At 60.2% G+C, this 21,457-nt stretch carries 22 protein-coding genes; 12 read left to right on the top strand and 10 right to left on the bottom strand.

All coding sequences use genetic code 11. The annotated features are described in order from the left end of the window. Genes ACOQFT_RS17545 through ACOQFT_RS17535 form a run of 3 tightly spaced genes read right to left on the bottom strand, consistent with a single transcriptional unit; the run spans position 1 to position 4,554 of the window. Positions 1-3,042, bottom strand: coding sequence for an efflux RND transporter permease subunit (locus ACOQFT_RS17545; RefSeq protein WP_421599172.1), 3,042 nt, complete (start codon positions 3,040-3,042; stop codon positions 1-3). Positions 3,043-3,052: 10 nt separating this feature from the next. Continuing rightward, the gene (locus ACOQFT_RS17540) at positions 3,053-4,090 is read right to left on the bottom strand and encodes an efflux RND transporter periplasmic adaptor subunit (RefSeq protein ID WP_421599171.1); all 1,038 of its coding nucleotides are present in this window, start codon (positions 4,088-4,090) and stop codon (positions 3,053-3,055) included. Beyond that, entirely contained in the window at positions 4,087-4,554 is a 468-nt protein-coding gene (locus ACOQFT_RS17535) for a MarR family winged helix-turn-helix transcriptional regulator (protein ID WP_421599170.1), read from the bottom strand. The genes ACOQFT_RS17540 and ACOQFT_RS17535 overlap by 4 nt, the downstream gene beginning before the upstream one ends. 166 nt (positions 4,555-4,720) lie before the next feature. On the opposite strand from ACOQFT_RS17535, the gene ACOQFT_RS17530 reads away from it, so the two are divergent. Together ACOQFT_RS17530 and ACOQFT_RS17525 are read left to right on the top strand one after the other, a co-directional pair. Then, positions 4,721-5,845 (top strand): beta-ketoacyl-ACP synthase III, encoded by a 1,125-nt coding sequence (locus tag ACOQFT_RS17530; protein WP_421599169.1) that lies wholly within the window; start codon positions 4,721-4,723, stop codon positions 5,843-5,845. Between the two features lie 64 nt (positions 5,846-5,909). After that, complete coding sequence (locus tag ACOQFT_RS17525) at positions 5,910-6,554, top strand: class I SAM-dependent methyltransferase (protein WP_421599168.1); 645 nt, start codon at positions 5,910-5,912, stop codon at positions 6,552-6,554. A 40-nt stretch (positions 6,555-6,594) separates the two neighbouring features. On the opposite strand, the gene ACOQFT_RS17520 is transcribed toward ACOQFT_RS17525, so the two are convergent. Then, the gene (locus tag ACOQFT_RS17520) at positions 6,595-7,056 is read right to left on the bottom strand and encodes a hypothetical protein (RefSeq protein ID WP_170440842.1); all 462 of its coding nucleotides are present in this window, start codon (positions 7,054-7,056) and stop codon (positions 6,595-6,597) included. 357 nt (positions 7,057-7,413) lie between these two features. On the opposite strand from ACOQFT_RS17520, the gene ACOQFT_RS17515 reads away from it, so the two are divergent. Beyond that, positions 7,414-7,992 carry a thymidine kinase gene (locus ACOQFT_RS17515; RefSeq protein WP_421599167.1) on the top strand — a complete coding sequence of 193 codons (579 nt, stop codon included), beginning with the start codon at positions 7,414-7,416 and terminating at the stop codon, positions 7,990-7,992. Here the strand turns inward: ACOQFT_RS17515 and ACOQFT_RS17510 are convergent. The 5 genes from ACOQFT_RS17510 to ACOQFT_RS17490 all read right to left on the bottom strand — a co-directional run bounded on the left by ACOQFT_RS17510 (position 7,989) and on the right by ACOQFT_RS17490 (position 11,183). Then, positions 7,989-8,939, bottom strand: coding sequence for a 2-hydroxyacid dehydrogenase (locus tag ACOQFT_RS17510; protein WP_421599166.1), 951 nt, complete (start codon positions 8,937-8,939; stop codon positions 7,989-7,991). The genes ACOQFT_RS17515 and ACOQFT_RS17510 overlap by 4 nt on opposite strands. Continuing rightward, positions 8,939-9,277, bottom strand: coding sequence for a tRNA-binding protein (locus tag ACOQFT_RS17505; RefSeq protein ID WP_170670547.1), 339 nt, complete (start codon positions 9,275-9,277; stop codon positions 8,939-8,941). The genes ACOQFT_RS17510 and ACOQFT_RS17505 overlap by 1 nt, the downstream gene beginning before the upstream one ends. Next, the gene (gene proC / locus ACOQFT_RS17500; RefSeq protein WP_421599165.1) at positions 9,270-10,085 is read right to left on the bottom strand and encodes a pyrroline-5-carboxylate reductase; all 816 of its coding nucleotides are present in this window, start codon (positions 10,083-10,085) and stop codon (positions 9,270-9,272) included. The genes ACOQFT_RS17505 and proC overlap by 8 nt, the downstream gene beginning before the upstream one ends. Before the next feature lie 36 nt (positions 10,086-10,121). Then, complete coding sequence (locus tag ACOQFT_RS17495) at positions 10,122-10,622, bottom strand: YbjN domain-containing protein (protein ID WP_421599164.1); 501 nt, start codon at positions 10,620-10,622, stop codon at positions 10,122-10,124. A 312-nt stretch (positions 10,623-10,934) separates the two neighbouring features. Further along, entirely contained in the window at positions 10,935-11,183 is a 249-nt protein-coding gene (locus tag ACOQFT_RS17490) for an accessory factor UbiK family protein (protein ID WP_050604795.1), read from the bottom strand. 97 nt (positions 11,184-11,280) lie between these two features. Here ACOQFT_RS17490 and lgt point away from each other — a divergent pair, with 97 nt between their 5' ends. From lgt to ACOQFT_RS17465, 5 genes are all read left to right on the top strand, one after another. Beyond that, the gene (gene lgt, locus ACOQFT_RS17485; RefSeq protein ID WP_421599163.1) at positions 11,281-12,168 is read left to right on the top strand and encodes a prolipoprotein diacylglyceryl transferase; all 888 of its coding nucleotides are present in this window, start codon (positions 11,281-11,283) and stop codon (positions 12,166-12,168) included. Next, positions 12,165-13,232 (top strand): class I SAM-dependent methyltransferase, encoded by a 1,068-nt coding sequence (locus tag ACOQFT_RS17480; protein ID WP_421599162.1) that lies wholly within the window; start codon positions 12,165-12,167, stop codon positions 13,230-13,232. Before lgt ends, ACOQFT_RS17480 begins: the two co-directional genes overlap by 4 nt. After that, complete coding sequence (gene pgeF, locus ACOQFT_RS17475; RefSeq protein WP_421599161.1) at positions 13,229-13,987, top strand: peptidoglycan editing factor PgeF; 759 nt, start codon at positions 13,229-13,231, stop codon at positions 13,985-13,987. The genes ACOQFT_RS17480 and pgeF overlap by 4 nt, the downstream gene beginning before the upstream one ends. Positions 13,988-14,257: 270 nt before the next feature. Continuing rightward, positions 14,258-14,386, top strand: a complete 129-nt coding sequence (locus ACOQFT_RS17470) for a hypothetical protein (RefSeq protein WP_421599160.1) — start codon at positions 14,258-14,260, stop codon at positions 14,384-14,386. 332 nt (positions 14,387-14,718) lie between these two features. Then, positions 14,719-15,501, top strand: coding sequence for a Hint domain-containing protein (locus tag ACOQFT_RS17465; RefSeq protein WP_421599159.1), 783 nt, complete (start codon positions 14,719-14,721; stop codon positions 15,499-15,501). A gap of 116 nt (positions 15,502-15,617) precedes the next feature. On the opposite strand, the gene ACOQFT_RS17460 is transcribed toward ACOQFT_RS17465, so the two are convergent. Beyond that, positions 15,618-16,118: an Lrp/AsnC family transcriptional regulator gene (locus ACOQFT_RS17460; protein WP_421599158.1), complete on the bottom strand. Its 501-nt coding sequence runs from the start codon at positions 16,116-16,118 to the stop codon at positions 15,618-15,620. 226 nt (positions 16,119-16,344) lie between these two features. Between ACOQFT_RS17460 and trxB the strand changes: the two genes are divergently transcribed. From trxB to ACOQFT_RS17440, 4 genes are all read left to right on the top strand, one after another. After that, positions 16,345-17,286: a thioredoxin-disulfide reductase gene (trxB, locus tag ACOQFT_RS17455; protein ID WP_421599157.1), complete on the top strand. Its 942-nt coding sequence runs from the start codon at positions 16,345-16,347 to the stop codon at positions 17,284-17,286. 4 nt (positions 17,287-17,290) lie between these two features. Then, positions 17,291-17,749: an RES family NAD+ phosphorylase gene (locus ACOQFT_RS17450; protein ID WP_421599156.1), complete on the top strand. Its 459-nt coding sequence runs from the start codon at positions 17,291-17,293 to the stop codon at positions 17,747-17,749. Positions 17,750-17,807: 58 nt separating this feature from the next. Then, a complete protein-coding gene (locus ACOQFT_RS17445) occupies positions 17,808-19,478 on the top strand; it encodes an adenylate/guanylate cyclase domain-containing protein (RefSeq protein WP_421599155.1) in 1,671 nt (556 codons plus the stop codon). A 216-nt stretch (positions 19,479-19,694) separates the two neighbouring features. Beyond that, positions 19,695-21,413, top strand: a complete 1,719-nt coding sequence (locus ACOQFT_RS17440; protein WP_421599154.1) for a bifunctional sulfate adenylyltransferase/adenylylsulfate kinase — start codon at positions 19,695-19,697, stop codon at positions 21,411-21,413. The last annotated feature ends 44 nt before the right edge of the window (positions 21,414-21,457 follow it).

Here is a 21,457-nt window from a genome sequence, read left to right as displayed (position 1 = left end):
TCAGGCTGCTGCGGCCTCGCGTTTTTCATCTCGCGCGAAGAACACGAGGTAGAAAACCGGCGCCGCAACCATCGTCAGGATCGTGGCAAAGGCCAGACCTCCCATGATCGTCACCGCCATGGACCGGAAGAACGCATCCGTCAGCAGCGGCGCCATCCCCAGAATGGTGGTGATCGCCGCCAGCATCACGGGACGCAGACGCGAGACCGAAGCCTCGACAATCGCCTCGCGCAGCGGTTTGCCGGTGGCGCGGACCAGATCGATCTCCTCGACCAGAACGATGCCGTTCTTGATCAGCATCCCCGACAGGCTGAGCAAGCCCAGCAACGCGGTGAAGGTGAACGGCAGGCCGGTGCCCAGCAGGCCGATCACCACCCCGTTCACTGACATCGGCACCAGCAGCCAGATGATGATCGGCTGGCGGATGGCGTTGAAGATCAGCACCGAGATCAGCACCATGATCAGCAGGCTCAGCGGCAGCTGACGCCCAAGGCTTTCATTGGCTTCACCTGCGTTTTCAAACTCACCGCCCCATTCCATCCGGTAACCCGGCGGCAGGTCCATGCCCTCGATGGCGTCGCGGACTTCCGAGTGAACCTGAGCCGCCGTCATGTCGGGTGGGATGTCGGCCCCCACGGTGATCGTCAGAACCCGGTCGCGGCGATGGACCAGCGTGTTGAGCGGTTTGTATTCGAACCCGTCGACCATTTGCTCAATCGGCACAAACCTTTCGGACTGATCCGAGTACACGACCTGATCGACGATCGAATAATCCCCGTCCGCAGGGCGGCGCAGGATGATGGGGATCAGGCGGTCCCGCTCGCGGAATCCGCCAGCGGTGATCCCGTCTGTCGAAAACTGCAGCGTTGCAGCAATGTCTTCGCGCGACACACCGGCGGTCTGCGCCCGCTCGGTCGCGTAGATCGGCTGCACTGCCAGTTCCTGCTCGCGCCAGTCGTGATAGACGTTCAGCGCGTTGGGCGAGGCCTCGCGCATTTTCAGCACCGCCGCCTCGGCCAGTTCACGCAAAACCGCCGGATCACTGCCCGAGAACCGCGCCTGAACCGGATCACCGCCGCCCGGACCAAAGATCAGCCGCTTGGTGCGGAACTGCCCTTCGGGGAATTGGGCCTGACCAAACGCCTCAAGATCCGCCTGCAACGCCGGAATGTCCTCCAGCGAGTTGGTACGGATGATCATGTGACCATAGCTGGGGTTCGGTTTTTCCGCCGAATAGGTCAACAGGAACCGGGTCGCGCCCTGCCCGACAAAGGTAGTGACCGACACCACGTCGTCACGCTCGGTCAGCCAGTCTTCGAACACGGCCATGTCTTCGGCGGTGCGGGCAATCGGCGTGCCTTGCGGCAGGTTGTAATGCACGAAGAACAGCGGCGTGTTCGAGTCCGGGAAGAACTGCTGTTTTACCAGACCGAAGCCCGCGAAACACGCCACAGTGACGCCGACCAATGCGGCAATCACCAGCCAGCGCATCCGCAGCGACCAGCGCAGGATCGCCCCGTAGACGCGGAACATGATGCCGCCGTAGGCATCGACCGCGCCTTCTTTGCCCTGTTGGAAGAAGTAGTGCCCCAGCAGAGGTGTCACGGTCAGCGCCAGCACCCAGCTGAGCATCAGCGAAATGCCGATCACCGCAAACAGCGAGAACAGGAACTCGCCGGTCGCATCGGGGCTGAGACCGATCCCGGCAAAGGCCATGATGCCAATCACCGTTGCCCCCAGCAGCGGGATTTGTGTTTTCGAGGCCGCTTCATCCGCCGCGTCACGCGAATTCTTGCCGCGCAGCATGGCAATCTGCATCCCCTCGGCCACCACGATGGCGTTGTCCACCAACATCCCCATTGCGATGATCAGGGCGCCCAGCGAAATTCGCTCCATCTCGATCGAGAAGATCGACATGAACAGCAGCGTCCCCACAACGGTCAGCAGCAAAGTCGAGCCAACAACCACCGCCGCGCGCCAGCCCATAAAGATGCCCAGCACCGCAACCACGATACTGACCGACATCGCCAGGTTTTTCAGGAAATCGTTCGAGGCCTGCTCGACCACCACATGTTGCTGATAGATCGGCAGGATTTCCACGCCAAAGGGGATTTGGGCGTCCAACTCGGCAAACTTGGCATCGGCGCGCTGGCCGACCTCGACAATGTTCTCGGTCGACAAGCCCGCGATACCCAGCGTGAACGCCTCGGCGCCATTGAACCGGATCATCACGTCCGGATCGGTCTGACGGCCCCGGAACACGTGGGACATATCGAACAGGTTGATCACCTGTCCCTGCGAGCCTACGGACAGTCCGGCAATGGCCGAGACGGAATCCGACCCTTCGGCCGTCAGGATCGTGGTGCGGTCATTACCGGACCGGACGGACCCCGACGCGTTGACGGAATCCGCGTTGGCGATGGCGTCATTGATGGTCTGGATCGGCACGTTCTGGTTCACGGAAATGGCCAGATCGGGTTCGACAAAGATCGCCTCTTGCGGCAGGCCCATCACCTCGACATCTGCGACACCGGAAACGGTCAGCAACTCGCGCCGCAAAAAGGTAGCCAATTCGTGTTTCTCGGCGTCTGAAAAGCCTTCGGCGGTGACGGCGTAAAACAGGCCGAACACATCGCCGAACCCGTCATTGACCAAAGGCGCGCCAACACCCGGAGGCAGGCTCCGCGCCGCGTCGCGCGTCTTGGCGCGCAGTTCGGTCCAGATACGCGGCAGTTCCGTGCCATCATAGGTCGACTTAATCTCGACCTCAATCAGCGAGAAACCGGGTTGGTTGACCGACGTAATGGTATCGACTTCGCCCATTTGTTGAATGGCGGATTCCAGCGGCTCCGAAACCTCCAAAGCCACTTGTTCCGCCGTAGCCCCCGGGTACTGGGTTGCGATGACGGCGTTTTTGATGGTGAAGGCGGGGTCTTCCAGGCGGCCCAGCGACAGGAACCCCCAGATACCGCCAAACAGGGCAAACAGGATGATCAGCCAAGTATAGAGCGGCCGGTCGATTGAGGCGCGTGCGATGTTCATCCGTCCACCCTCAGTTCGCGAAACCGGCAAAGCGGCGCACCGCCTGACCATCGGTCAGCGCACCGCCTCCGGCGACGACAATCTCGTCGCCATCCGACAAGCCGGTCAGCACCCGAACATCACCCGTCTGGGTCGGCTCAATGGTGACAGGCATGTGGCGGATGGTGCCCTCGTCGGCGCCGACCGGCGAAAACACCATGACGCCCAGCGCGCCGTCAGCACCGGCAACGATGGCCGAGGCCGGAATGATGATGCCTGTGCGGGCATCCTGCACCTGAACATTCACCGTCACGGACGAGCCGGGCAGGATTTGCAGCCCCTCGGGCGGGGTCAGGCCAAACTGTATGCGAAACGTCTGCCCCACGGTCGAGCTTTCGGCATCGAACTCGCGGATCTGAAGGGGAAACACTTCGTCGCTGGCGGGGAACTTCGCAGTGATCGTAAGGTCATCTTCCTGCGAGGACCGCTGGAATAGTATCTCGGGTACGTCGACCTCGATCCGCAGCTCGGACATGTCATGAATGCGCACGATGGGTGTCCCCGCTGACACGGTCGTGAAAGCCTCGACCGCCCGGCTTGAGACCAGCGCATCAAACGGCGCGGACAGCGTGGCGTGTTCCAGATCGTATTCCGCATCCCGCACCGCGATCTCGGCCAGTTGCGCGGCGGTTTCCGCATCGTCTACCGCCACCTGACTGGCCGTCGTCCCACGCAGACGCGACAGGCGGGCCAGGGTTCGATCGGCCTGGTCCTCTTGCAGCACGGCCCGGTCATAACGGCGCTGGAACGGGGCCTGATCCAGTTGCGCAATCAGCTCGCCCTTGGGGATCACAAAGCCTTCGTTCACCGGCATTTCCACGATCTGACCGGACACCTGAAAGGCGAGGTCAACAGTCTGCCGGGCGGCCACCCGCCCGAAAAATTGCCGCGAAAACCCGGGCGAGGTTTCCCGCACCTGCATTAGTTTGACCGGCTTGGCCGTATCTTGCGCCACAACCGTGGTCGCCAGCGCGATCAGGGTCGCGCTCAGAACAGAGAGGAGTTTCATTTCGTCAGTCCCTCGGGAATTCCCGTTTTCAGAATGTTGTCTCGGATTTTGCGCGCCAGTCGCGCGAATTGGGCCGTTTCGTCCGCATCCAGGCCAGAGGCGCGGTGGAACAGGTCTCCGGCCACGGACACCAACATGTTACGCATCTCTTGCCCCTGCTCTGTCAGAACCAGCAGCCAGGCCCGGCGGTCCTGAGGATCGCGATCGCGGGTCAGCAGACCCGCCTTTTCCAAACCGTCTGCCGTTGCGGTGATGGTCGATGGGACGGTCAGCATGTCGGCGGCCAGAACGCCCATGCGCTTGGGCTGATCCAGCTTGATCAGCATGTGGCACTCAAGATGGCTGAGATCGGTTTCGACGCAGTCAAAGGCCTCTTCCAGTTTCCAATACAGTGCATACACCCCCATGATGGCCTGAATCTCGGGGCTGAGCCGGCCCAACCTGGTGCTGATATCGTCTGACATACGAACCCTCCGGATGAGTCAGGCTGGTCATATACTTCGAATTTCGAACTATTCAAGATATGAAGCTGAATTAGATTACCCCCGTGCATTCCGTTAGGTCACCATACCTTGATCAAACCCGGCTGTGACTGCATTTTAGGCCAACTCGAAACGTCCAGGATCCGCCATGTATACCCCTGCAATCACCGGCACCGGTGTTTTCACCCCCGAAAACGTTATCACCAATGCCGAGCTTGTCGCCGCCTTCAACGCCTATGCCGACAAGCAGAACGCCGCGAATGCCGACGCAATAGCAGCGGGCGAGATGGAGCCGATGCAGCACTCCTCGGAAGAATTCATCTTAAAGGCGTCGGGTATCGAGAACCGCTATGTGATGGATAAATCCGGCGTTCTGGACCCGGATGTGATGCACCCTATGCTACGCCAGCGCAGTGATGATGAGCCGGGCATCATGACCGAGATGGCGGTGGACGCTTGTAAAAAGGCATTGGCACAGGCGGGCCGCAGCGCCGAGGACGTCGATCTGGTGATCTGCGCCGCCTCGAACCACGAACGCGCCTATCCGGCGATTGCGATCGAGATCCAGCAGGCACTGGGGATCAATGGATTCGGCTTCGACATGAACGTCGCCTGTTCCTCGGCCACATTCGGCATTCAGGCGGCGGCGGACATGATCCGCTCGGGCTCGGTGCGGTCGGCGCTGGTGGTGAACCCCGAGATTTGTTCGGGCCATCTGGAATGGCGCGATCGCGACTGCCACTTTATCTTTGGAGACGTGGCCACGGCCACGCTGGTCGAACGGATCGAAGACGCAACGGGCCCGCATTTCGAAATTCTCTCGACCCGCTGCGCCACGTCGTTTTCGAACAACATCCGCAACAATAACGGCTTCCTGCGTCGCTCGCGCCCGGATGGAGTGATTGACCGCCGTGATATGCAATTCGTCCAGAATGGCCGCAAGGTGTTCAAGGAAGTGCTGCCGATGGTCAGTAAACATATCTCGGATCACATGGAGTCCGAAGGCGTGGCCAGCGGTGACCTGAAACGTCTGTGGCTGCATCAGGCCAACAAGACGATGAACGATTTCATCGGAAAAAAGGTGCTAGGCCGCGAACCAGAAGCAGGCGAGCAACCCAACATCCTGCAGGACTATGCCAACACGTCCTCAGCCGGGTCGATCATCGCGTTTTCCAAGTATTCCGATGATCTGACGGACGGAGATGTCGGCCTGATATGTTCCTTCGGCGCCGGGTATTCGGTGGGGTCGGTGATCGTGAAGCGGTGCGGGTAAAACGACTTTTAACTGCGTTGTAATCGAACGCCGCCAAGCCTGCATTGGCTGGATTTGAGTCTCCATGTGTGGCAATCCATTCCTGATGGCGCATTCAACTGCAGAAACCACGCAACACTATGACGCCGCCGCGCCGCTGTGGCGGGATAAGATGCGCGCGTTGGGATACTACGACGCTTATCTGGGTTTTTTATCCTCGCCTCAGTCAAGTCCGGCCGAGGGATTGAGCGTCATCGATATCGGAGCGGGGACAGCTGCTTTTGCTGAGGCGTGGGTCGCAATTTACGGACCTCCTGAAGAAATGACCCTGCTTGACCCAAGCAGCGCAATGCTAAAGCGAGGTCAGGGCGCGCTGCGCGCACGCAGCGTAGAGCCCACATTAATTCAGAAGGTATTAGGGGCCTCAGTCCAGAAATCAGCAGATGTTGCCTTGGCCGCACACGTTCTTGAGCATTGTGACGATCCTCTGACAGCGCTTAAGCAAATGCGCAGTCACTTGCGCCCACGTGGCCGCCTGTACCTTGTCGTTTCGAAACCGCATTGGTGCAATGTCATAATCTGGCTTCAATGGCGGCACCGAACGTTTGCCAAGGACGAAATCACGAGATTATTGCAGACAGCGGGTTTCGAGATTGAGCGGCTATATTCCTTCCCCTCGGGTCCGCCATCGCGAACAAGCAGAGGTATCGTCGCAATTAGACCTGACTGAACGCTGTCGAGCGACTTACCAGAACCAAAGCAAGAAAGCTTCAGCTCACGCTTTCCTCTTCCAGATGCAGCTTCATCTCGATCAGCACCTGTTGCAGCAGGCTGGTTTCCTTCAGCAGGCGCTTGGCTTCGTTTACGGTGATGATGCCGTCCTCGATCGCGGCCTGATATTCGGTCATCAGCATCGCGAACCGCTGACTCAGGGCGATGACGTCCGAATTCACTCCGCCAGTGCGCGGTTTTTCCGAGTTGCGACACTCATAGGACAAGGTGATGTTCTTCAGATCGGCAAGCGCCGAGGTGACGTGCGGATATGTCGATACGGCTTCAAGCCTGGCCACTGCGTCCACTGGCATGAACCGATCAACATGTTCGGCGTTGTCTGAGTAATACCGGCCCAGAGTCGCCTTGGATTTGCCGGTGATCTCACATGCGGATTCAATGCCGACATCTTTGACCAATGCTTCTGTGTGCTTTTTCAGATAGGCCCCGATATCTGCCATGTTTTTACCTTTTCTGCCTGTCTCCCCCACAACATCTGCCACTATGGGGGAAAGGGAAAAGAAATTTCCCATACTCCAGTCATAATTGAAATGTCATACATTGGCTATCCCTCAGATATTCGGGGGTTTTGTGAGTGAGTGACGGCAGTTCCGGCTGGTAATTAGTGATTGCGGGGCAGAATATTAGCTTCGCTCTGTATTGGCCGCCTGTCGGCCAACGGCGTCGTTGTTGTTGACGCGGGGGATCCATCCCCCTTGAGCTTTGCGCTCGGCCCTTGCGCAACAATAGCGACGTCGATTCTTACCCCCGATTTTGGCATCTTGCCCAAGGGGGTCAGGCGTTTTAGACCCGGGCACATGGCAAAGCTCTACTTCAACTATTCGACCATGAACGCGGGCAAATCGACCGTGTTGCTGCAGGCCTCGCACAACTATCGCGAAAGGGGCATGGACACCTATCTGATGACCGCCGCGCTGGATGGGCGGGCCGGAGTGGGAAAGATCGCCTCGCGGATCGGAATCTCCGCCGATGCCGATACATTCTCGGTCGGCGACGATGTGTTTGCGATGATCGAAGCACGCCTGAACCGGGGTGAGATCGCCTGTGTCTTTGTGGACGAGGCGCAGTTTCTGACCGATGATCAGGTCTGGCAACTGGCCCGCGCCGTCGATGATCTGCGCGTCCCGGTTTTGGCCTATGGGCTGCGGGTGGATTTTCAGGGTCATCTGTTCCCCGGTTCGGCGGCCCTGCTGGCGCTGGCCGATGAGATGCGCGAAGTCCGCACAATCTGCAAATGCGGCCGCAAGGCGACCATGGTGATTCGTCAGGATGAGAACGGCAAAACCATCACCGAAGGCGCGCAGGTGCAGATCGGCGGGAACGAGACCTATGTCTCGCTCTGCCGCAAACACTGGCGCGAGGCGGTGGGAACCTAAACCGGATTCGGCAGCGCCCGACCCGCGGCAAAAGCCGCAACGTTGTCCAGCGCCATATGGCCCATATCGGTACGCACTTCCTCGGTCGCTGTACCCAGATGCGGCAGCAGGGTCACGTTCTGCATGTCGCGCAGGGCTTGCGGGACGGCGGGTTCGAATTCGTAGACATCCAGCCCCGCACCTGCGATCTGGCCCGCTTGCAGTGCGACGGTCAGGGCGGCTTCGTCCACGACCTCTCCTCGCGCGATGTTGATCAGAATGGCCGACGGGTTCATCGCCTCCAAAACCTGTGCGTTGATCAGGTGCCGTGTGTCTGCGCCGCCGGGAACCGCCAGAATCAGGAAATCGACCGATGCCGCCAATGCGGCCAGATCGGGGAAGAACTCGGCGGGGAAGTCCACATCTTTCGGGCTGCGGGACTGATAGGCAACCTGCATCCCGAATCCGAAATGGCAACGGCGCGCGATGGCCTGACCGATGCGCCCCATGCCGACGATACCGACCCGTTTGCCGGTGACGTGATGGCCCAGCATCTGCGTCGGGTGCCAGCCCTGCCAGTCGCCTGCACGGAGCAGCCGTTCACCTTCACCCGCGCGGCGAGCGGTGGACAGCAGCAGGGTCATGGCAATGTCGGCGGTGGCATCGGTCACCGCGCCGGGTGTGTTGGTGACGGCAACGCCAGCGGCGCCGGCCGCGTCCACATCGATGTGATTGTAACCGACGCCGAAATTCGCCAGCAGTTTGCAGCGGGGATTGGGCGCGTCAGCAAAAACCTGAGCGGAGAACTGGTCGCCCAGCGTGGGCACGACTACATCAAACTCCCTCAAAGCGCGCAGCATCTCATCACGGGTCATCGGCAGCGTTTCGCTGCGGATCTCGGCATTGAACTCGGCGCGGGCGCGAGCCTCAACGGCAGCCGTCATTGGACGAGCGATAAACAGTTTCATCAGTGCATCCGCCCGCCAACAGGAACCTCGCCATCCGGGCCGATCAGTACGATTTCACCGTTTTCATCGGGAAGACCCAGCACCAGAACCTCGGACATGAAGCGTCCGATCTGGCGCGGTGGGAAGTTGACCACAGCCATCACCTGCTTGCCCACCAGCGTCGCCGGATCGTAATGCGCGGTGACCTGGGCCGAGGTTTTTCGCTCCCCAATTTCATCGCCAAAATCGATCCACATCTTGATCGCAGGCTTGCGGGCTTCGGGATAGGGCTCGGCGCGGGTCACCTCACCCACGCGGATATCAACCTTGAGGAAGTCATCGAAGGTAATCTCACTCACGGGACAGCTCCTTGGATCGGTCGGTGGCGGCTTTGACGGCGCGGTGCAACAGGTCGGGGAAACCTTCTTCCTCATGCATCAGAACTTCAAGCGCGGCCTGCGTGGTGCCATTCGGGGACGTCACATTCACGCGCAACTGAGAAGGGTCTTCCTCGGCGGCCAAAGCCAAAGCCCCTGCCCCGGCAACGGTGGACTTGGCCAGCTTCATCGCTAGTTCATGCGGCAATCCCTGTGCCTGGCCGGCAGCGGCCAGCGTTTCGATCAAGTGGAAGACATAGGCCGGACCCGAGCCGCTGAGGCCGGTAACGGCGTCCATCTGCGATTCATCCTGCAACAGCACCGTTTCGCCAATAGCCGACAGCAGGTTTTCAGCCAGGCCCACATCCGCGTCCGACGCAACCGAATTGCCGATCAACGCCGTGATTCCCTGCCGAATCGCGGCGGGCGTATTCGGCATAGCGCGTACAATCGGCGTCCCCTCACCCAATACGGATTCGAACGTGGCAATAGAGGTGCCCGCAGCGACTGATACAAACAGGCTGCTACCCCCGCCCAGAGCTTTGATCGCGGGCAGCGCCTCACCCATCATCTGCGGCTTGACGGCCACCAGCACCACAGCGGGCGCTTCGGGCAACGGCGTGTTGATGTTCACGCGCTGCGCCTTCAACCAGTCCGAGGGGTTCGGGTCGATCACCCAGACCGCTGATGCAGGAAGGCCATGCTCCAACCATCCGGCGAGCATGGCCGATCCCATCTTGCCGCATCCCAGAAGCACCAGCCCCTGCTCGGCGACGCGTGACATGTCCATGATTGCCCCTCCCCCTAGTCGGCTTGGGGCAAAGCTTTACGCGCGGCCGTAGGCCTCTGCAATGGCGACTTGCATCGCCTCTTCGGGGGTGCGGTTGCCCCATGTGACCAGTTGGATGGCAGGGTAGAACCGTTCGGCGCTCAGCACCGCTGCGTTGATCAGCGTGTCGATCTGCTCGGGGCTGGCCATCTGGCCGCCGGTCAGAACCAGACCGTACCGATAGACCATCAGCTTCTGATTGGCCCAATAGGTAAACGCCCCGGCCCAGCACTGATCGTTCATCTTGTTCAGCAACTCATACAGCTCGCCCTCACGATCGGACGGTGGCTCCATTTCAAAGGAGCAGACCATGCGCAGGGTTTCGTCATAGTGCGACCAGGCCAGAGTGATCGAATATGTGCGCCACTGCCCTTCGACAGCCATGGCAATCTGATCATCCCCGATCCGGTCAAAGTCCCAGTCGTGGTGTTCAGCCAAATGTTCAACAATATCGATCGGATGAAGGTCTTCTTCGAGAAACTGCTCGGAAAGGGCCATAATGCCACCTCACTAATCTCTAGCATTTCGGGGCTGGCAGCGCCCCAGCGCTAGTTGCCTGCTCTACAAGCCGGGCTTCCCCCATAGGCCTGTACTAAATATGGTGCGATGCGAGATGGGTTCTGGCAACCCTATTTATTGGGGATAACAGCAATAAGTTGTGGACAGAAGGCAACGACGATCAAAATATTGGCGCATAACGCAGCTTTGTCTTGATTAAAATCCGCAAGGCGGCATGATACACAGCGCCGCACAACCCAGGCTCGGATTGCGCGACGGATGCCTTTTTCTCGAAATGTTCTGAGTTGGACGTTACTTGTCCAGTTTCGCCTCAAGCGCGGCGATGCGCGCCTCAAGCGCTGCGTTCTCTTCGCGCGCCTTCTGGGCCATCGCCCGGACGGCATCGAATTCCTCGCGCGTGACGAAATCGCGGTCGGCCAGCCAACGGTCGATCATCGACTTCATCGCGTTCTCGGCCTCTTCCCGCGCGCCCTGCGCCACACCCATGGCGTTGGTCATCAGCTGGGATACGTCGTCGAGGATCTTGTTGCGGGTTTGCATGGCTTTACTCCGAAATCGCGGTTGGTCTCTATATGGGGAATGATTGGCGCGGGCTCAAGGTTGACTTGCCCCGCAAACCCCGGGCAATGAGACGCACATGCAGGCTGTTCTGAATTTCCCCGATCTGTCGCCCGAACTGTTCTCGATCTCGCTGTTCGGGATGGAGTTCGCGCTGCGGTGGTACGCGCTGGCCTATATCGCCGGTATCCTGATTGCGTGGCGGATGGGGGTGATGGCGCTGAAGCGCCCGGCCCTTTGGCTCGACAATGCACCACCGATGAAGCCCGAACGGCTTGAGGATCTGATCACCTGGATCATCCTTGGCGTGATTCTTGGCGGGCGTCTGGGCTTCGTGCTGTTCTATCAGCCCACTTATTACCTTTCAAACCCACTGGAGATTCTGAAGGTCTGGCAGGGCGGCATGGCGTTTCATGGCGGGCTGCTGGGGGTTGTGATCGCGTCTTACCTCTATGCGCGGCGTCACCAGATTCCGGTGCTGTCGATGGCGGACCTGATCGCCCACACGGTGCCGCCGGGATTGCTGCTGGGGCGGCTGGCGAATTTCATCAATGCCGAACTCTGGGGTCGACCCAGCGAGTTGCCTTGGGCCGTGATCTTTCCGGGCACAGCCGCACAGGACTGTCCCGGCGTGGTCGCGGGCATGTGCGCCCGGCATCCGTCACAGCTGTATGAAGCCGCGCTGGAAGGTCTGCTGCTGGGTGCCCTGCTGCTGTGGCTGGTTTATCGGCGCGGTGCGTTCCGCAAGCCCGGCCTGATCATGGGCCTGTTCATGGTCGGCTATGGCACGTCGCGGTTTATTGTCGAGTTCTTCCGGCAGCCCGACGCACAGTTCATCTCGGCCGGAAACCCGCTGGGGCTGGCCCTGCAGGTCGGCGGGTACGGCCTGACGATGGGGCAATTGTTGTCACTGCCGATGATCGCGCTTGGCTTGTGGTTCGCCTTGCGTGCAAGATCGACAGCATGAGCCTGAAAGATCAACTGTTGGCGCGAATTGCGCAGGACGGCCCGATGAGCGTGGCCGACTATATGACGGACTGCCTGCTGCACCCAACGCATGGATTTTACACCACCCGAGACCCGCTGGGCACGCAGGGGGATTTCATCACCGCTCCGGAAATCAGCCAGATGTTCGGAGAGCTGATCGGCCTGTCTCTGGCGCAGAGCTGGCTGGATCAGGGTCATCCGGATCATTTCATACTGGCCGAGCTTGGACCGGGCCGCGGCACGCTGATGGCGGATATGCTGCGTGCCACGGCGCGCGTGCCGGGATTCAATGACGCTGCCGAGGTGGTACTGGTCGAGGTTTCGCCGACCCTGCGAGGCTTGCAGGCGCAGACGTTAAAGGACCACGACCCGCGCTGGATCGATTCGGTTGCCGACCTGCCCGAATCGCCGCTGTTTCTGGTCGCGAACGAGTTCTTCGACGCCCTGCCCATCCGCCAGTTCCTGCGTGACCGCGATGGCTGGCGCGAACGGCTGATCGGCGCGGATGGCGGCGCGCTGAGCTGGGGGCTGGGACCGCAGGGCGAACAGGTGGCGCTGAAGGAACGGCTGGATGACACCAAGGACGGCGATCTGGTCGAGCTGTGCGCAGCAGCGATTCCCATCATCACCGTGATCGCCGGGCGAATCGGCACTCACGGCGGCGCCGGTCTGATCGTGGATTACGGCGACTGGCATTCCCAGGGCGACACGTTTCAGGCACTGCAGGCGCATGAACGCACTGATCCATTGGCCCTGCCCGGTCAGGCCGATCTGACGGCGCATGTTGATTTCGAACCGCTGGCCCTTGCGACCCGCGCCGCAGGATGCGCCCATTCGCGCCTGACACCACAGGGCGTGTTCCTTGAACGACTGGGAATCACCACTCGCGCGCAGGCATTGGCGGCCTCTCTCGGCGGGTCTGAGCTTGAAGTGCTGATTGCAGCACATCGCCGGTTGACGCACCCCGAGGAAATGGGAAACCTGTTCAAGGTGCTGGGTCTCTACCCCACCCCTTCCTCGCCGCCACCGGGACTGGAGCCATGACCCTGGAGATTCTGACCTCAGATTTGCTGTCGCCCATGCGCCACGGGTTCTTCAGCCGACGCGGCGGCGCTTCATCTGGCGTGTTTGCCGGCCTCAACTGCGGTTACGGCTCATCCGACCAGACCGAGGCCGTAGCGGTGAATCGCAAGCGGGTGGCGCAGGCGATGGACGTCACACCCGAGGCGCTGATCGGCGTTCATCAGGTGCATTCGCCAACCGTGCTGACCGTCGATGCCCCCATCAACGGCGAAAAACCCAAGGCCGATTCGGTGGTCACGGCGACACCCGGCCTGGCGCTGACGATCCTCACTGCTGATTGCCAGCCGGTCTTGTTCGCCGATTCTGACGCAAATGTGATCGGTGCCGCCCATGCCGGTTGGCGGGGTGCTCTGGACGGCGTGCTTGAGGCAACGCTGGACGCAATGGAAGCCCTGGGCGCGAAACGGGAAAACACCGTGGCCGTGATCGGCCCGTCAATCTCGCAGCGCGCCTATGAGGTAGGCCCCGAATTCCTGGATGAATTTGTCGCCGATTCTCCGGGAAACCTGCAATTCTTCGCAAATGGCACAGGCGACAGGCTGCAATTTGACCTGCCCGCCTTTGGCCTGCACCGATTGCGGCAGGCGGGGGTCGGCCAGGCCGAGTGGACGCGCCACTGCACCTATTCCGATCCGGACAGATTCTATTCCTACCGCCGGTCGACCCACGCGAAAGAGGCCGATTACGGCCGCCTGATTTCAGCCATAAAACTTTAAGAACGCGTCTGGATTGCGGCGGCTTCGCCGCTTTTTCGCCACAATTTTTTGTCTACCTGAGTCGCAGAAATTCGATTTTTATCGTCCGCTCTCAGGTGGTTATCAGTCAAAACTCTGGCCGAGCGTGACGTATCCCGAAAAGAGGTATCGCCAACCGTTCTTAGTCCTGAATTCATCCCGGATCAGCCTTATCGCCGCCGCATTGGTCCGGCACATTGAGGGCTCAGAGGAAAACGGGGCGACAGTCCCCAAAGTCGGGCAGGACATAACATGAAGATGAAATCTCGCTTTCTCAGCGCCGTGGTTGCGGCCACCAGAGAGCACAAGCTGGAGATGCCGTGGAAACGGGTTTCCAGCCATTCGGTCAGAGTCGCACGCCGCCTGGCGGCACGTCGCTGATCAAAAGGCTCCACGAACCAAGCTGCCGGTTCTTGGGCAACCAAAGACGCACAGCGGAGGAAGGCTCCGATCCGGTGTGTGACCTGCCGCGAATATTGTGTGCGGCTGTGGTGAGGGGCACGTGTGCGCAGGCAATTTCGCCCGCGTTTGTATGAGTTTGTCTGGGGGACAAGTGGTGACTAATAACGTAGGGAATTTTGTAGCGGCAAGCGCCGATCAAGCCCGCTGTCCTGCGGTCGCCAGCTTCTTTCTAGACGAAAGTAAATCCGATCAAGCGGGCCTGTACGGGGGTTCAGCCTGCCTGTGCGGTAGTCAGAGGGGACGAAATTGATATGGATATCCCACGTTCGTTATCGCGCGCTGCCAGAAATGCCGTTGAAACCTCGTCATTGCTGCGCGACGCGCCAAGACCAACCACACAGAAAAAAGCGCAGTTGCGGCGCTTTGAGGTCAGTACGCTGATGAAAAACGGGGATGTCGTGCAGACCCGTCACATCGCACCTGCCCTGCCCATGTTCGAAGACGCATTCTGCGCCTTTACCCGAGGATCTCTGGTTGAAACGGAATTCGGGCCGATGGCGATCGAAGACCTGATGCCCGGCGATACAGTCCTGACCCAAAGCGGCACTTCGGAAACGGTGCTGTGGAAGGGATCGGTCACGCTGGTGCCCGGACGCGAGGACGCCCGCGGCCGAACACGACCGTTGACGCGGATCATGGCCGACACGTTCGGTATGCAAAAACCGATGTCGGGCGTTATCACCGGCCCGTCCGCGCGGTTGCTGGGAACGCCTGCGCACCTGCGACATCTACACGGCGACGATCAGATTCTAACACCGGTCCACGAGTTCCAGGACGGCACAAGCATCATCGAAACGCTGCCGCCGACGCCGGTCGAGCTGTTTCACATCTGTCTCAAACGCCATGCGGTGATCGGGGTCGACGGGCTGCAGTTCGAATCCTATCACCCCGGCGTCAACACCATTCGCAAGGTCAGCCGGTCACTGAAGTCGATCTATCTGAACCTGTTTGCGCATATTGACACGCTGAACGATTTCGGACCATTGGTTTTGCCACGCGCCGGGGACGGAGAGGTCAATGCGATAGACGCCTGAATCCGGGCTTTTTCTGCAATGTGGGGGCATTATGCAGTTATTGTTAAGTTGGGTGTTTTACATGACGGTGGCAGCTTTTCTGCCACAGATGAAGCCGCATCCGAAGGGCGCAGCGCTTACGCCGTCCGGTTCATTCGTTCTTCCAGAACATCGAAAGGCACACCGGGTTCGTCTTTTGCGCCGCGGATGACCAGCGAGGTCTTGACGCTGGCCACGTTCGGCGTGGTCAGCAGATCGCCGGTCAGGAACTGCTGAAAACTGCTCAGGTCCGGTGCCACGCATTTCAGGATAAAGTCGACCTCGCCGTTCAGCATGTGGCATTCCCGCACCAGAGGCCATTCGCGGCAGCGTTCCTCGAACGCGCTCAACTCGGATTCGGCCTGGCTTTCCAGACCGACCATTGCAAAGACCTGAACCTCGAAGCCCAGTTCGCGCGAGTTCACTTCGGCGTGGTATCCGCGGATCAGACCCGATTCTTCCAATGTCCGCACACGACGCAGGCACGGAGGCGCTGAAATGCCCACGCGCTTTGCCAGCTCGACATTGGTCATGCGACCGTCTGCCTGCAATTCCGCCAGAATTTTGCGGTCAATCTCATCCAGCCGTATCGCGACCATCAAATGCTCCTGATTTTTCGGTTGTTATATCAGCACCCAGAGGATGCGCAATAATCTTTCGTGGTCGCGCAATATTGTTTATTTTCAATGTCCTTATTTTGCGCGCCATTCACGCGGCACATAGCAGGTGTGAAACAGGAAGGGGCTTTAAGCGCGGCACAGGGGTCGCTATATCCATCGCCCAAGGGCCGCGCGCCCATATCAGGCAGATCGAGTTGGGGGTACCATGTCCGAAACACGTCACACCAAGGTTCTGATCATCGGGTCGGGACCTGCCGGTTACACTGCAGGCGTCTACGCAAGCCGCGCGATGCTGGAGCCGATTCTGGTTCAGGGCATCGAGCCCGGCGGTCAGTTGACCACCACCACGGATGTCGAGAATTACCCCGGCTTCACCGAAGTTCAGGGCCCGGACCTGATGGTCAAGATGCAGGAGCACGCCCAGGCCATGGGCTGCGAGGTGATCGGCGACTTCATCAGCGATCTGGACGTCTCGAAACGCCCCTTCACCGCCAAGGGTGACAATGGCACCACCTATACCGCCGATGCCGTCATTCTGGCCACCGGCGCGCGTGCGAAATGGCTGGGCCTGCCGTCGGAAGAGAAATTCAAGGGCTTTGGCGTGTCTGCCTGTGCCACTTGCGACGGCTTCTTCTATCGCGGCCAGGAAATCGTGGTGATCGGCGGCGGCAACACCGCAGTGGAAGAGGCACTGTTCCTGACCAACTTCGCCAGCAAGGTCACTCTGGTCCACCGCCGCGACGAGCTGCGGGCCGAGAAAATCCTGCAGGATCGCCTTCTCAAGCACGAAAAGATCGAACCGCTGTGGTTCCACGAGTTGGAAGAGGTGGTCGGCACCGATGCCCCGCTGGGCGTCGAAGGCGTGCGCGTCAAGAACGTCAAAACCGGCGAGATCACCGAGATCCCCTGCAAAGGCGTGTTTGTCGCCATCGGCCACGCCCCGGCCAGCGAACTGGTCAAGGATGCGTTGGAAACTCATATGGGCGGCTATGTCGCGACCAAGCCGGGTTCGACCGAGACCTCGGTCCCCGGTGTCTTTGCCGCCGGTGACCTGACCGACCACATCTATCGTCAGGCCGTCACCAGCGCCGGCATGGGCTGCATGGCCGCGCTGGACGCGGAACGTTTCCTGGCGGAGCAGGACTAACCCAATGCTGGAATTCTCCGGCGCAGTCTGGAGAATTCTGTTTCTGTCACAGATCGACGCCCCTCTGGCCCCGGCACAGGCGCCCGAGGGGCGTTTTCATTACGCGGGTCAGACAGCCCTTTATGCCTCTCTCAGCGCAGAGGGCGCCGGGGTCGCGATCCGGCGGTATGTGTCGGACGGTGACCCGCCAAGGGTCTTGCAACGCGCAAGCGTTACCGGTGCAATGCTGGCGGACCTGCGCGGACGCGCCGATGCCTCGATTGTCTGGCAAGGCATCCACGACGCTCAAGGCCGCTCACCGACATGGCGGTTTTCCGATGATGCCCGTGCGATCGGCGCCGATGGGTTGTTGTACAGCTCACGCTCGCGTCCCGAGCTCAACCATGTCGTGCTTTTCGACATCTCCCCTGCCCTGATCCGCATGGACGCTGCGGCAACCGAATGGGTTCCGTCTTATTCTTGACCCGTTCGCCCGCCCGTATCAGACTCGCTCTCAAACAACCCGAATGCAGGTGATCTGATTGAACAGCGTTCTATGGCGAGGCGGGTGGGCAACCCGGCTGAGGATCGGCAGCGGCCTGATCCTGTTTACCTTTGCCTTCTTTCACTTCATCAATATCGGGCTGGGTCTGTTTCACACCGACTACCTGCACGGAATGCAGGATGGCCGCAAAGCCGTTACCCGTCACGACGCCATGAGCGTGATCTTATACGCCGCCCTGCTGGTACATGCCGGGCTGGCGCTGCATTCGATCAGTCAACGCCGAACATTGCGGATGCCATTTGCAACCGGATTGCAGGTTGTTCTTGGCCTGCTGATCCCGCTGCAACTGATCTCTCATATCGTGCAAACGCGCTATGCGCATGAAATCTATGATGTAAATGACGAGATGGGCTATATCATCATCCTGATGTGGCCCGGCACGGTGATCTGGATGCAGAGCCTGCTGTTGCTGTTGGTCTGGGTGCATGGCTGCATCGGGTTGCACAGGTGGCTGCGGCTAACCCGCTGGTGGTCAAAAACTGTACCCTATCTGATCGGCGTTGCCGTGTTCATCCCATCATTTGCGCTGGCCGGGCTGCTGACCGAAGGGCGGCGCATCTGGGTGGATTTCTCCGATCCCTTTCTGCGCGAACAGTATATCGAGCATTACAACTGGCCCTCGCCCGAGGCATTCGAGGCCATGTTCAGCGTCAAGGACAATGCGCTGATGGCCTTCTGGATCGCGCTGGGGGCGGCGCTGGCGGTATTTGCGATCCGCAAGCTCTGGCGACGCCGACACTCCGTGCGGGTGAAATATGTCGAAGGCCCCGAGGTTGTGGCCGAAAAGGGTATGACCCTGCTTGAGATTTCGCAGGCCAATGGCATTCCGCACACGGCCCTGTGTGGCGGTAAGGGGCGCTGCACCACCTGCCGGGTGATCGTCGAGGAAGGCGCCGATAACCTTCCCGCCCCCAGCGAGATCGAAGCCCGCAGCCTTGCTGCTGTTGGTGCCCCCAGCGGGGCGCGGCTGGCCTGTCAGATTTGCCCGATTGCGCCGCTGACCGCGTTTCGCATGTTCCGTCCGGATGGCGGGCGGCACCGTGCCCACGCAAGCCAGGGGCAAGAGCGCAAACTGGCCGTTCTGTTTCTGGACATGCGCGGGTTCACCTCGCGCACCACTGGCCAGTTGCCCTATGACATCGTGTTCCTGCTGAACCGGTTCTTCGACGCCATTGTTCCGGCGATCACCACTGATGGCGGTGTGGTCGACAAATACATGGGCGATGGCCTTCTGGCCGTGTTCGAAACGCCCGACACCGAAAGCTCGGCCCGGGCGGGGTTGAAGGCAGCGGCCGATGTCAGTCGTGCCCTCGCACAGTTCAATCAGCGGCTTGAGGCCGAGGGCAGTCCCCGCATACGCATCGGGATGGGGTTGCATCTGGGCGATCTGGTGCTGGGGGAAATCGGCGCTGCCGGCCATGCCGCGCGCACCATCATCGGTGACGCGGTCAACGTGGCCAGCCGGCTTGAGGGCGAAACCAAAGCGCTGGGGGTCGAGCTTCTGGTCTCGGCCGAATTGCTGCAGGCGGCAGGGTATGAGGGGGATCAGAATGGCATCAGACCCTTTGACCTGCGCGGCGTGACCCGCCCGATTCCCGCCCTGCCGGTGACCAGCGCCTCGGACTTGCTGCTGGCCACCGCAAGATAGGAACGGATGTGCTGAATTCGCACAGCAACCGCACGTCAGCGGGAATTAAATCGCGAAAAGCCGCGCCTACCGAAATTTCCTTCTAATCCCGATAAAAACCGCGATTATCGTCCTTAATTTCGTGAATGTATATGGACTTCGACCAGCAGTCGGGGCAAATGCCCCGCAAACACCCCTGAACCACCGGTAAAACCGCACTTCGACAAGAGTATTCCAATGACGATGTTAAGCAATCTGGCTCCGATCCCCGAGCTGTATGTATCTTATGAATCTGCCCAAAAGCTGAAAGTGGAAGCCGCTGATCTGACCAGTTGGGACCTGAGCCCGCGTCAGATCTGCGATCTGGAGCTTCTGATGAATGGCGGGTTCAACCCGCTCAAAGGTTTCCTGTCCGAAGCCGACTACGACAACGTCGTCGAAAACATGCGCTTGGCCGATGGCACCCTGTGGCCGATGCCGATCACGCTGGACGTCAGCGAAGACTTTGCCGAAACCATCGAACTGGGTCAGGACATCGCCCTGCGCGATCAGGAAGGTGTCATCCTCGGCACTATGACGGTCACCGACCGCTGGACCCCGGATAAGGTACGCGAGGCCGAAAAGGTCTTTGGCGCCGATGACGATGCGCATCCGGCCGTGAACTACCTGCACAACGTGGCTGGCAAGGTCTATTTGGGTGGGCCTGTGGTCGGCATTCAACAGCCGGTTCACTATGATTTCCGTGGCCGCCGCGACACGCCGAACGAGCTGCGTGCCTATTTCCGCAAGCTGGGCTGGCGCCGCATCGTTGCGTTCCAAACCCGTAACCCGCTGCACCGCGCGCATCAGGAACTGACCTTCCGCGCCGCCAAGGAAGCGCAGGCCAACCTGCTGATCCACCCGGTCGTGGGCATGACCAAGCCCGGCGACGTCGATCACTTCACCCGCGTGCGCTGCTATGAGGCGGTTCTGGACAAGTACCCGGCCTCGACCACATCGATGTCGCTGCTGAACCTGGCGATGCGTATGGCTGGGCCGCGCGAGGCGGTCTGGCACGGCCTGATCCGCGCGAACCACGGTTGCACCCACTTTATCGTCGGTCGCGACCACGCCGGCCCCGGCAAGAACAGCCAGGGCGAAGACTTCTACGGCCCCTATGACGCGCAGGACCTGTTCCGCCAGTTCCAGGATGAAGTCGGCGTCGAGATGGTCGATTTCAAACACATGGTCTACGTGCAGGAACGTGCTCAGTACGAACCGAATGACGAGATCGAAGACAAGGAAAACGTCACGATCCTGAACATCTCGGGCACCGAACTGCGCCGGCGTCTGGCCGAAGGTCTGGAAATCCCGGAATGGTTCAGCTTCCCCGAGGTTGTGGCCGAATTGCGCAAGACGAAACCGCCGCGCAGCCAGCAGGGCTTTACCGTGTTCTTCACCGGCTTCTCGGGCTCGGGCAAATCCACCATCGCCAACGCGCTGATGGTCAAGCTGATGGAGATGGGTGGTCGCCCTGTGACTCTGCTGGATGGTGACATCGTGCGTAAGAACCTGTCTTCGGAACTGGGCTTCTCGAAAGAGCACCGCGACCTGAACATCCGCCGCATCGGTTACGTGGCCAGCGAGATCACCAAGAATGGCGGCATCGCCATCTGTGCCCCGATCGCGCCTTACGCCACCACCCGCCGCGCCGTTCGGGAAGACGTCGAACAGTTTGGCGCCTTCTGCGAAGTGCACGTTGCGACCTCGATCGAGGAATGCGAACGCCGCGACCGCAAGGGCCTGTACAAGCTGGCGCGTGAAGGCAAGATCAAGGAGTTCACCGGCATCTCGGACCCTTATGACGTGCCTCAGAACCCCGAGCTGAGCGTCGAGACCGAGAATGTGGACGTCGACAATTGCGCCCACCAGGTTCTGCTGAAACTGGAGAGCATGGGTCTGATCGCCGCGTCGTAAGTCGGCACCAGAAACATTCAAAGGCCCTCGCATCGCGGGGGCCT

The organism is Ruegeria sp. MALMAid1280, from assembly GCF_049195285.1.
GTDB lineage: Bacteria > Pseudomonadota > Alphaproteobacteria > Rhodobacterales > Rhodobacteraceae > Ruegeria.
The sequence above is the reverse complement of the archived record's forward strand: the minus strand, read 5'-3'. Positions and strand labels throughout refer to the sequence as shown.

Coding starts and splice junctions, on each gene's coding strand:
- ACOQFT_RS17545 (WP_421599172.1), bottom strand. CDS start 3,042: ATGAACATCGCACGCGCCTCAATCGACCGGCCGCTCTATACTTGGCTG.
- ACOQFT_RS17540 (WP_421599171.1), bottom strand. CDS start 4,090: ATGAAACTCCTCTCTGTTCTGAGCGCGACCCTGATCGCGCTGGCGACC.
- ACOQFT_RS17535 (WP_421599170.1), bottom strand. CDS start 4,554: ATGTCAGACGATATCAGCACCAGGTTGGGCCGGCTCAGCCCCGAGATT.
- ACOQFT_RS17530 (WP_421599169.1), top strand. CDS start 4,721: ATGTATACCCCTGCAATCACCGGCACCGGTGTTTTCACCCCCGAAAAC.
- ACOQFT_RS17525 (WP_421599168.1), top strand. CDS start 5,910: ATGTGTGGCAATCCATTCCTGATGGCGCATTCAACTGCAGAAACCACG.
- ACOQFT_RS17520 (WP_170440842.1), bottom strand. CDS start 7,056: ATGGCAGATATCGGGGCCTATCTGAAAAAGCACACAGAAGCATTGGTC.
- ACOQFT_RS17515 (WP_421599167.1), top strand. CDS start 7,414: ATGGCAAAGCTCTACTTCAACTATTCGACCATGAACGCGGGCAAATCG.
- ACOQFT_RS17510 (WP_421599166.1), bottom strand. CDS start 8,939: ATGAAACTGTTTATCGCTCGTCCAATGACGGCTGCCGTTGAGGCTCGC.
- proC (WP_421599165.1), bottom strand. CDS start 10,085: ATGGACATGTCACGCGTCGCCGAGCAGGGGCTGGTGCTTCTGGGATGC.
- ACOQFT_RS17495 (WP_421599164.1), bottom strand. CDS start 10,622: ATGGCCCTTTCCGAGCAGTTTCTCGAAGAAGACCTTCATCCGATCGAT.
- ACOQFT_RS17490 (WP_050604795.1), bottom strand. CDS start 11,183: ATGCAAACCCGCAACAAGATCCTCGACGACGTATCCCAGCTGATGACC.
- lgt (WP_421599163.1), top strand. CDS start 11,281: ATGCAGGCTGTTCTGAATTTCCCCGATCTGTCGCCCGAACTGTTCTCG.
- ACOQFT_RS17480 (WP_421599162.1), top strand. CDS start 12,165: ATGAGCCTGAAAGATCAACTGTTGGCGCGAATTGCGCAGGACGGCCCG.
- pgeF (WP_421599161.1), top strand. CDS start 13,229: ATGACCCTGGAGATTCTGACCTCAGATTTGCTGTCGCCCATGCGCCAC.
- ACOQFT_RS17470 (WP_421599160.1), top strand. CDS start 14,258: ATGAAGATGAAATCTCGCTTTCTCAGCGCCGTGGTTGCGGCCACCAGA.
- ACOQFT_RS17465 (WP_421599159.1), top strand. CDS start 14,719: ATGGATATCCCACGTTCGTTATCGCGCGCTGCCAGAAATGCCGTTGAA.
- ACOQFT_RS17460 (WP_421599158.1), bottom strand. CDS start 16,118: ATGGTCGCGATACGGCTGGATGAGATTGACCGCAAAATTCTGGCGGAA.
- trxB (WP_421599157.1), top strand. CDS start 16,345: ATGTCCGAAACACGTCACACCAAGGTTCTGATCATCGGGTCGGGACCT.
- ACOQFT_RS17450 (WP_421599156.1), top strand. CDS start 17,291: ATGCTGGAATTCTCCGGCGCAGTCTGGAGAATTCTGTTTCTGTCACAG.
- ACOQFT_RS17440 (WP_421599154.1), top strand. CDS start 19,695: ATGACGATGTTAAGCAATCTGGCTCCGATCCCCGAGCTGTATGTATCT.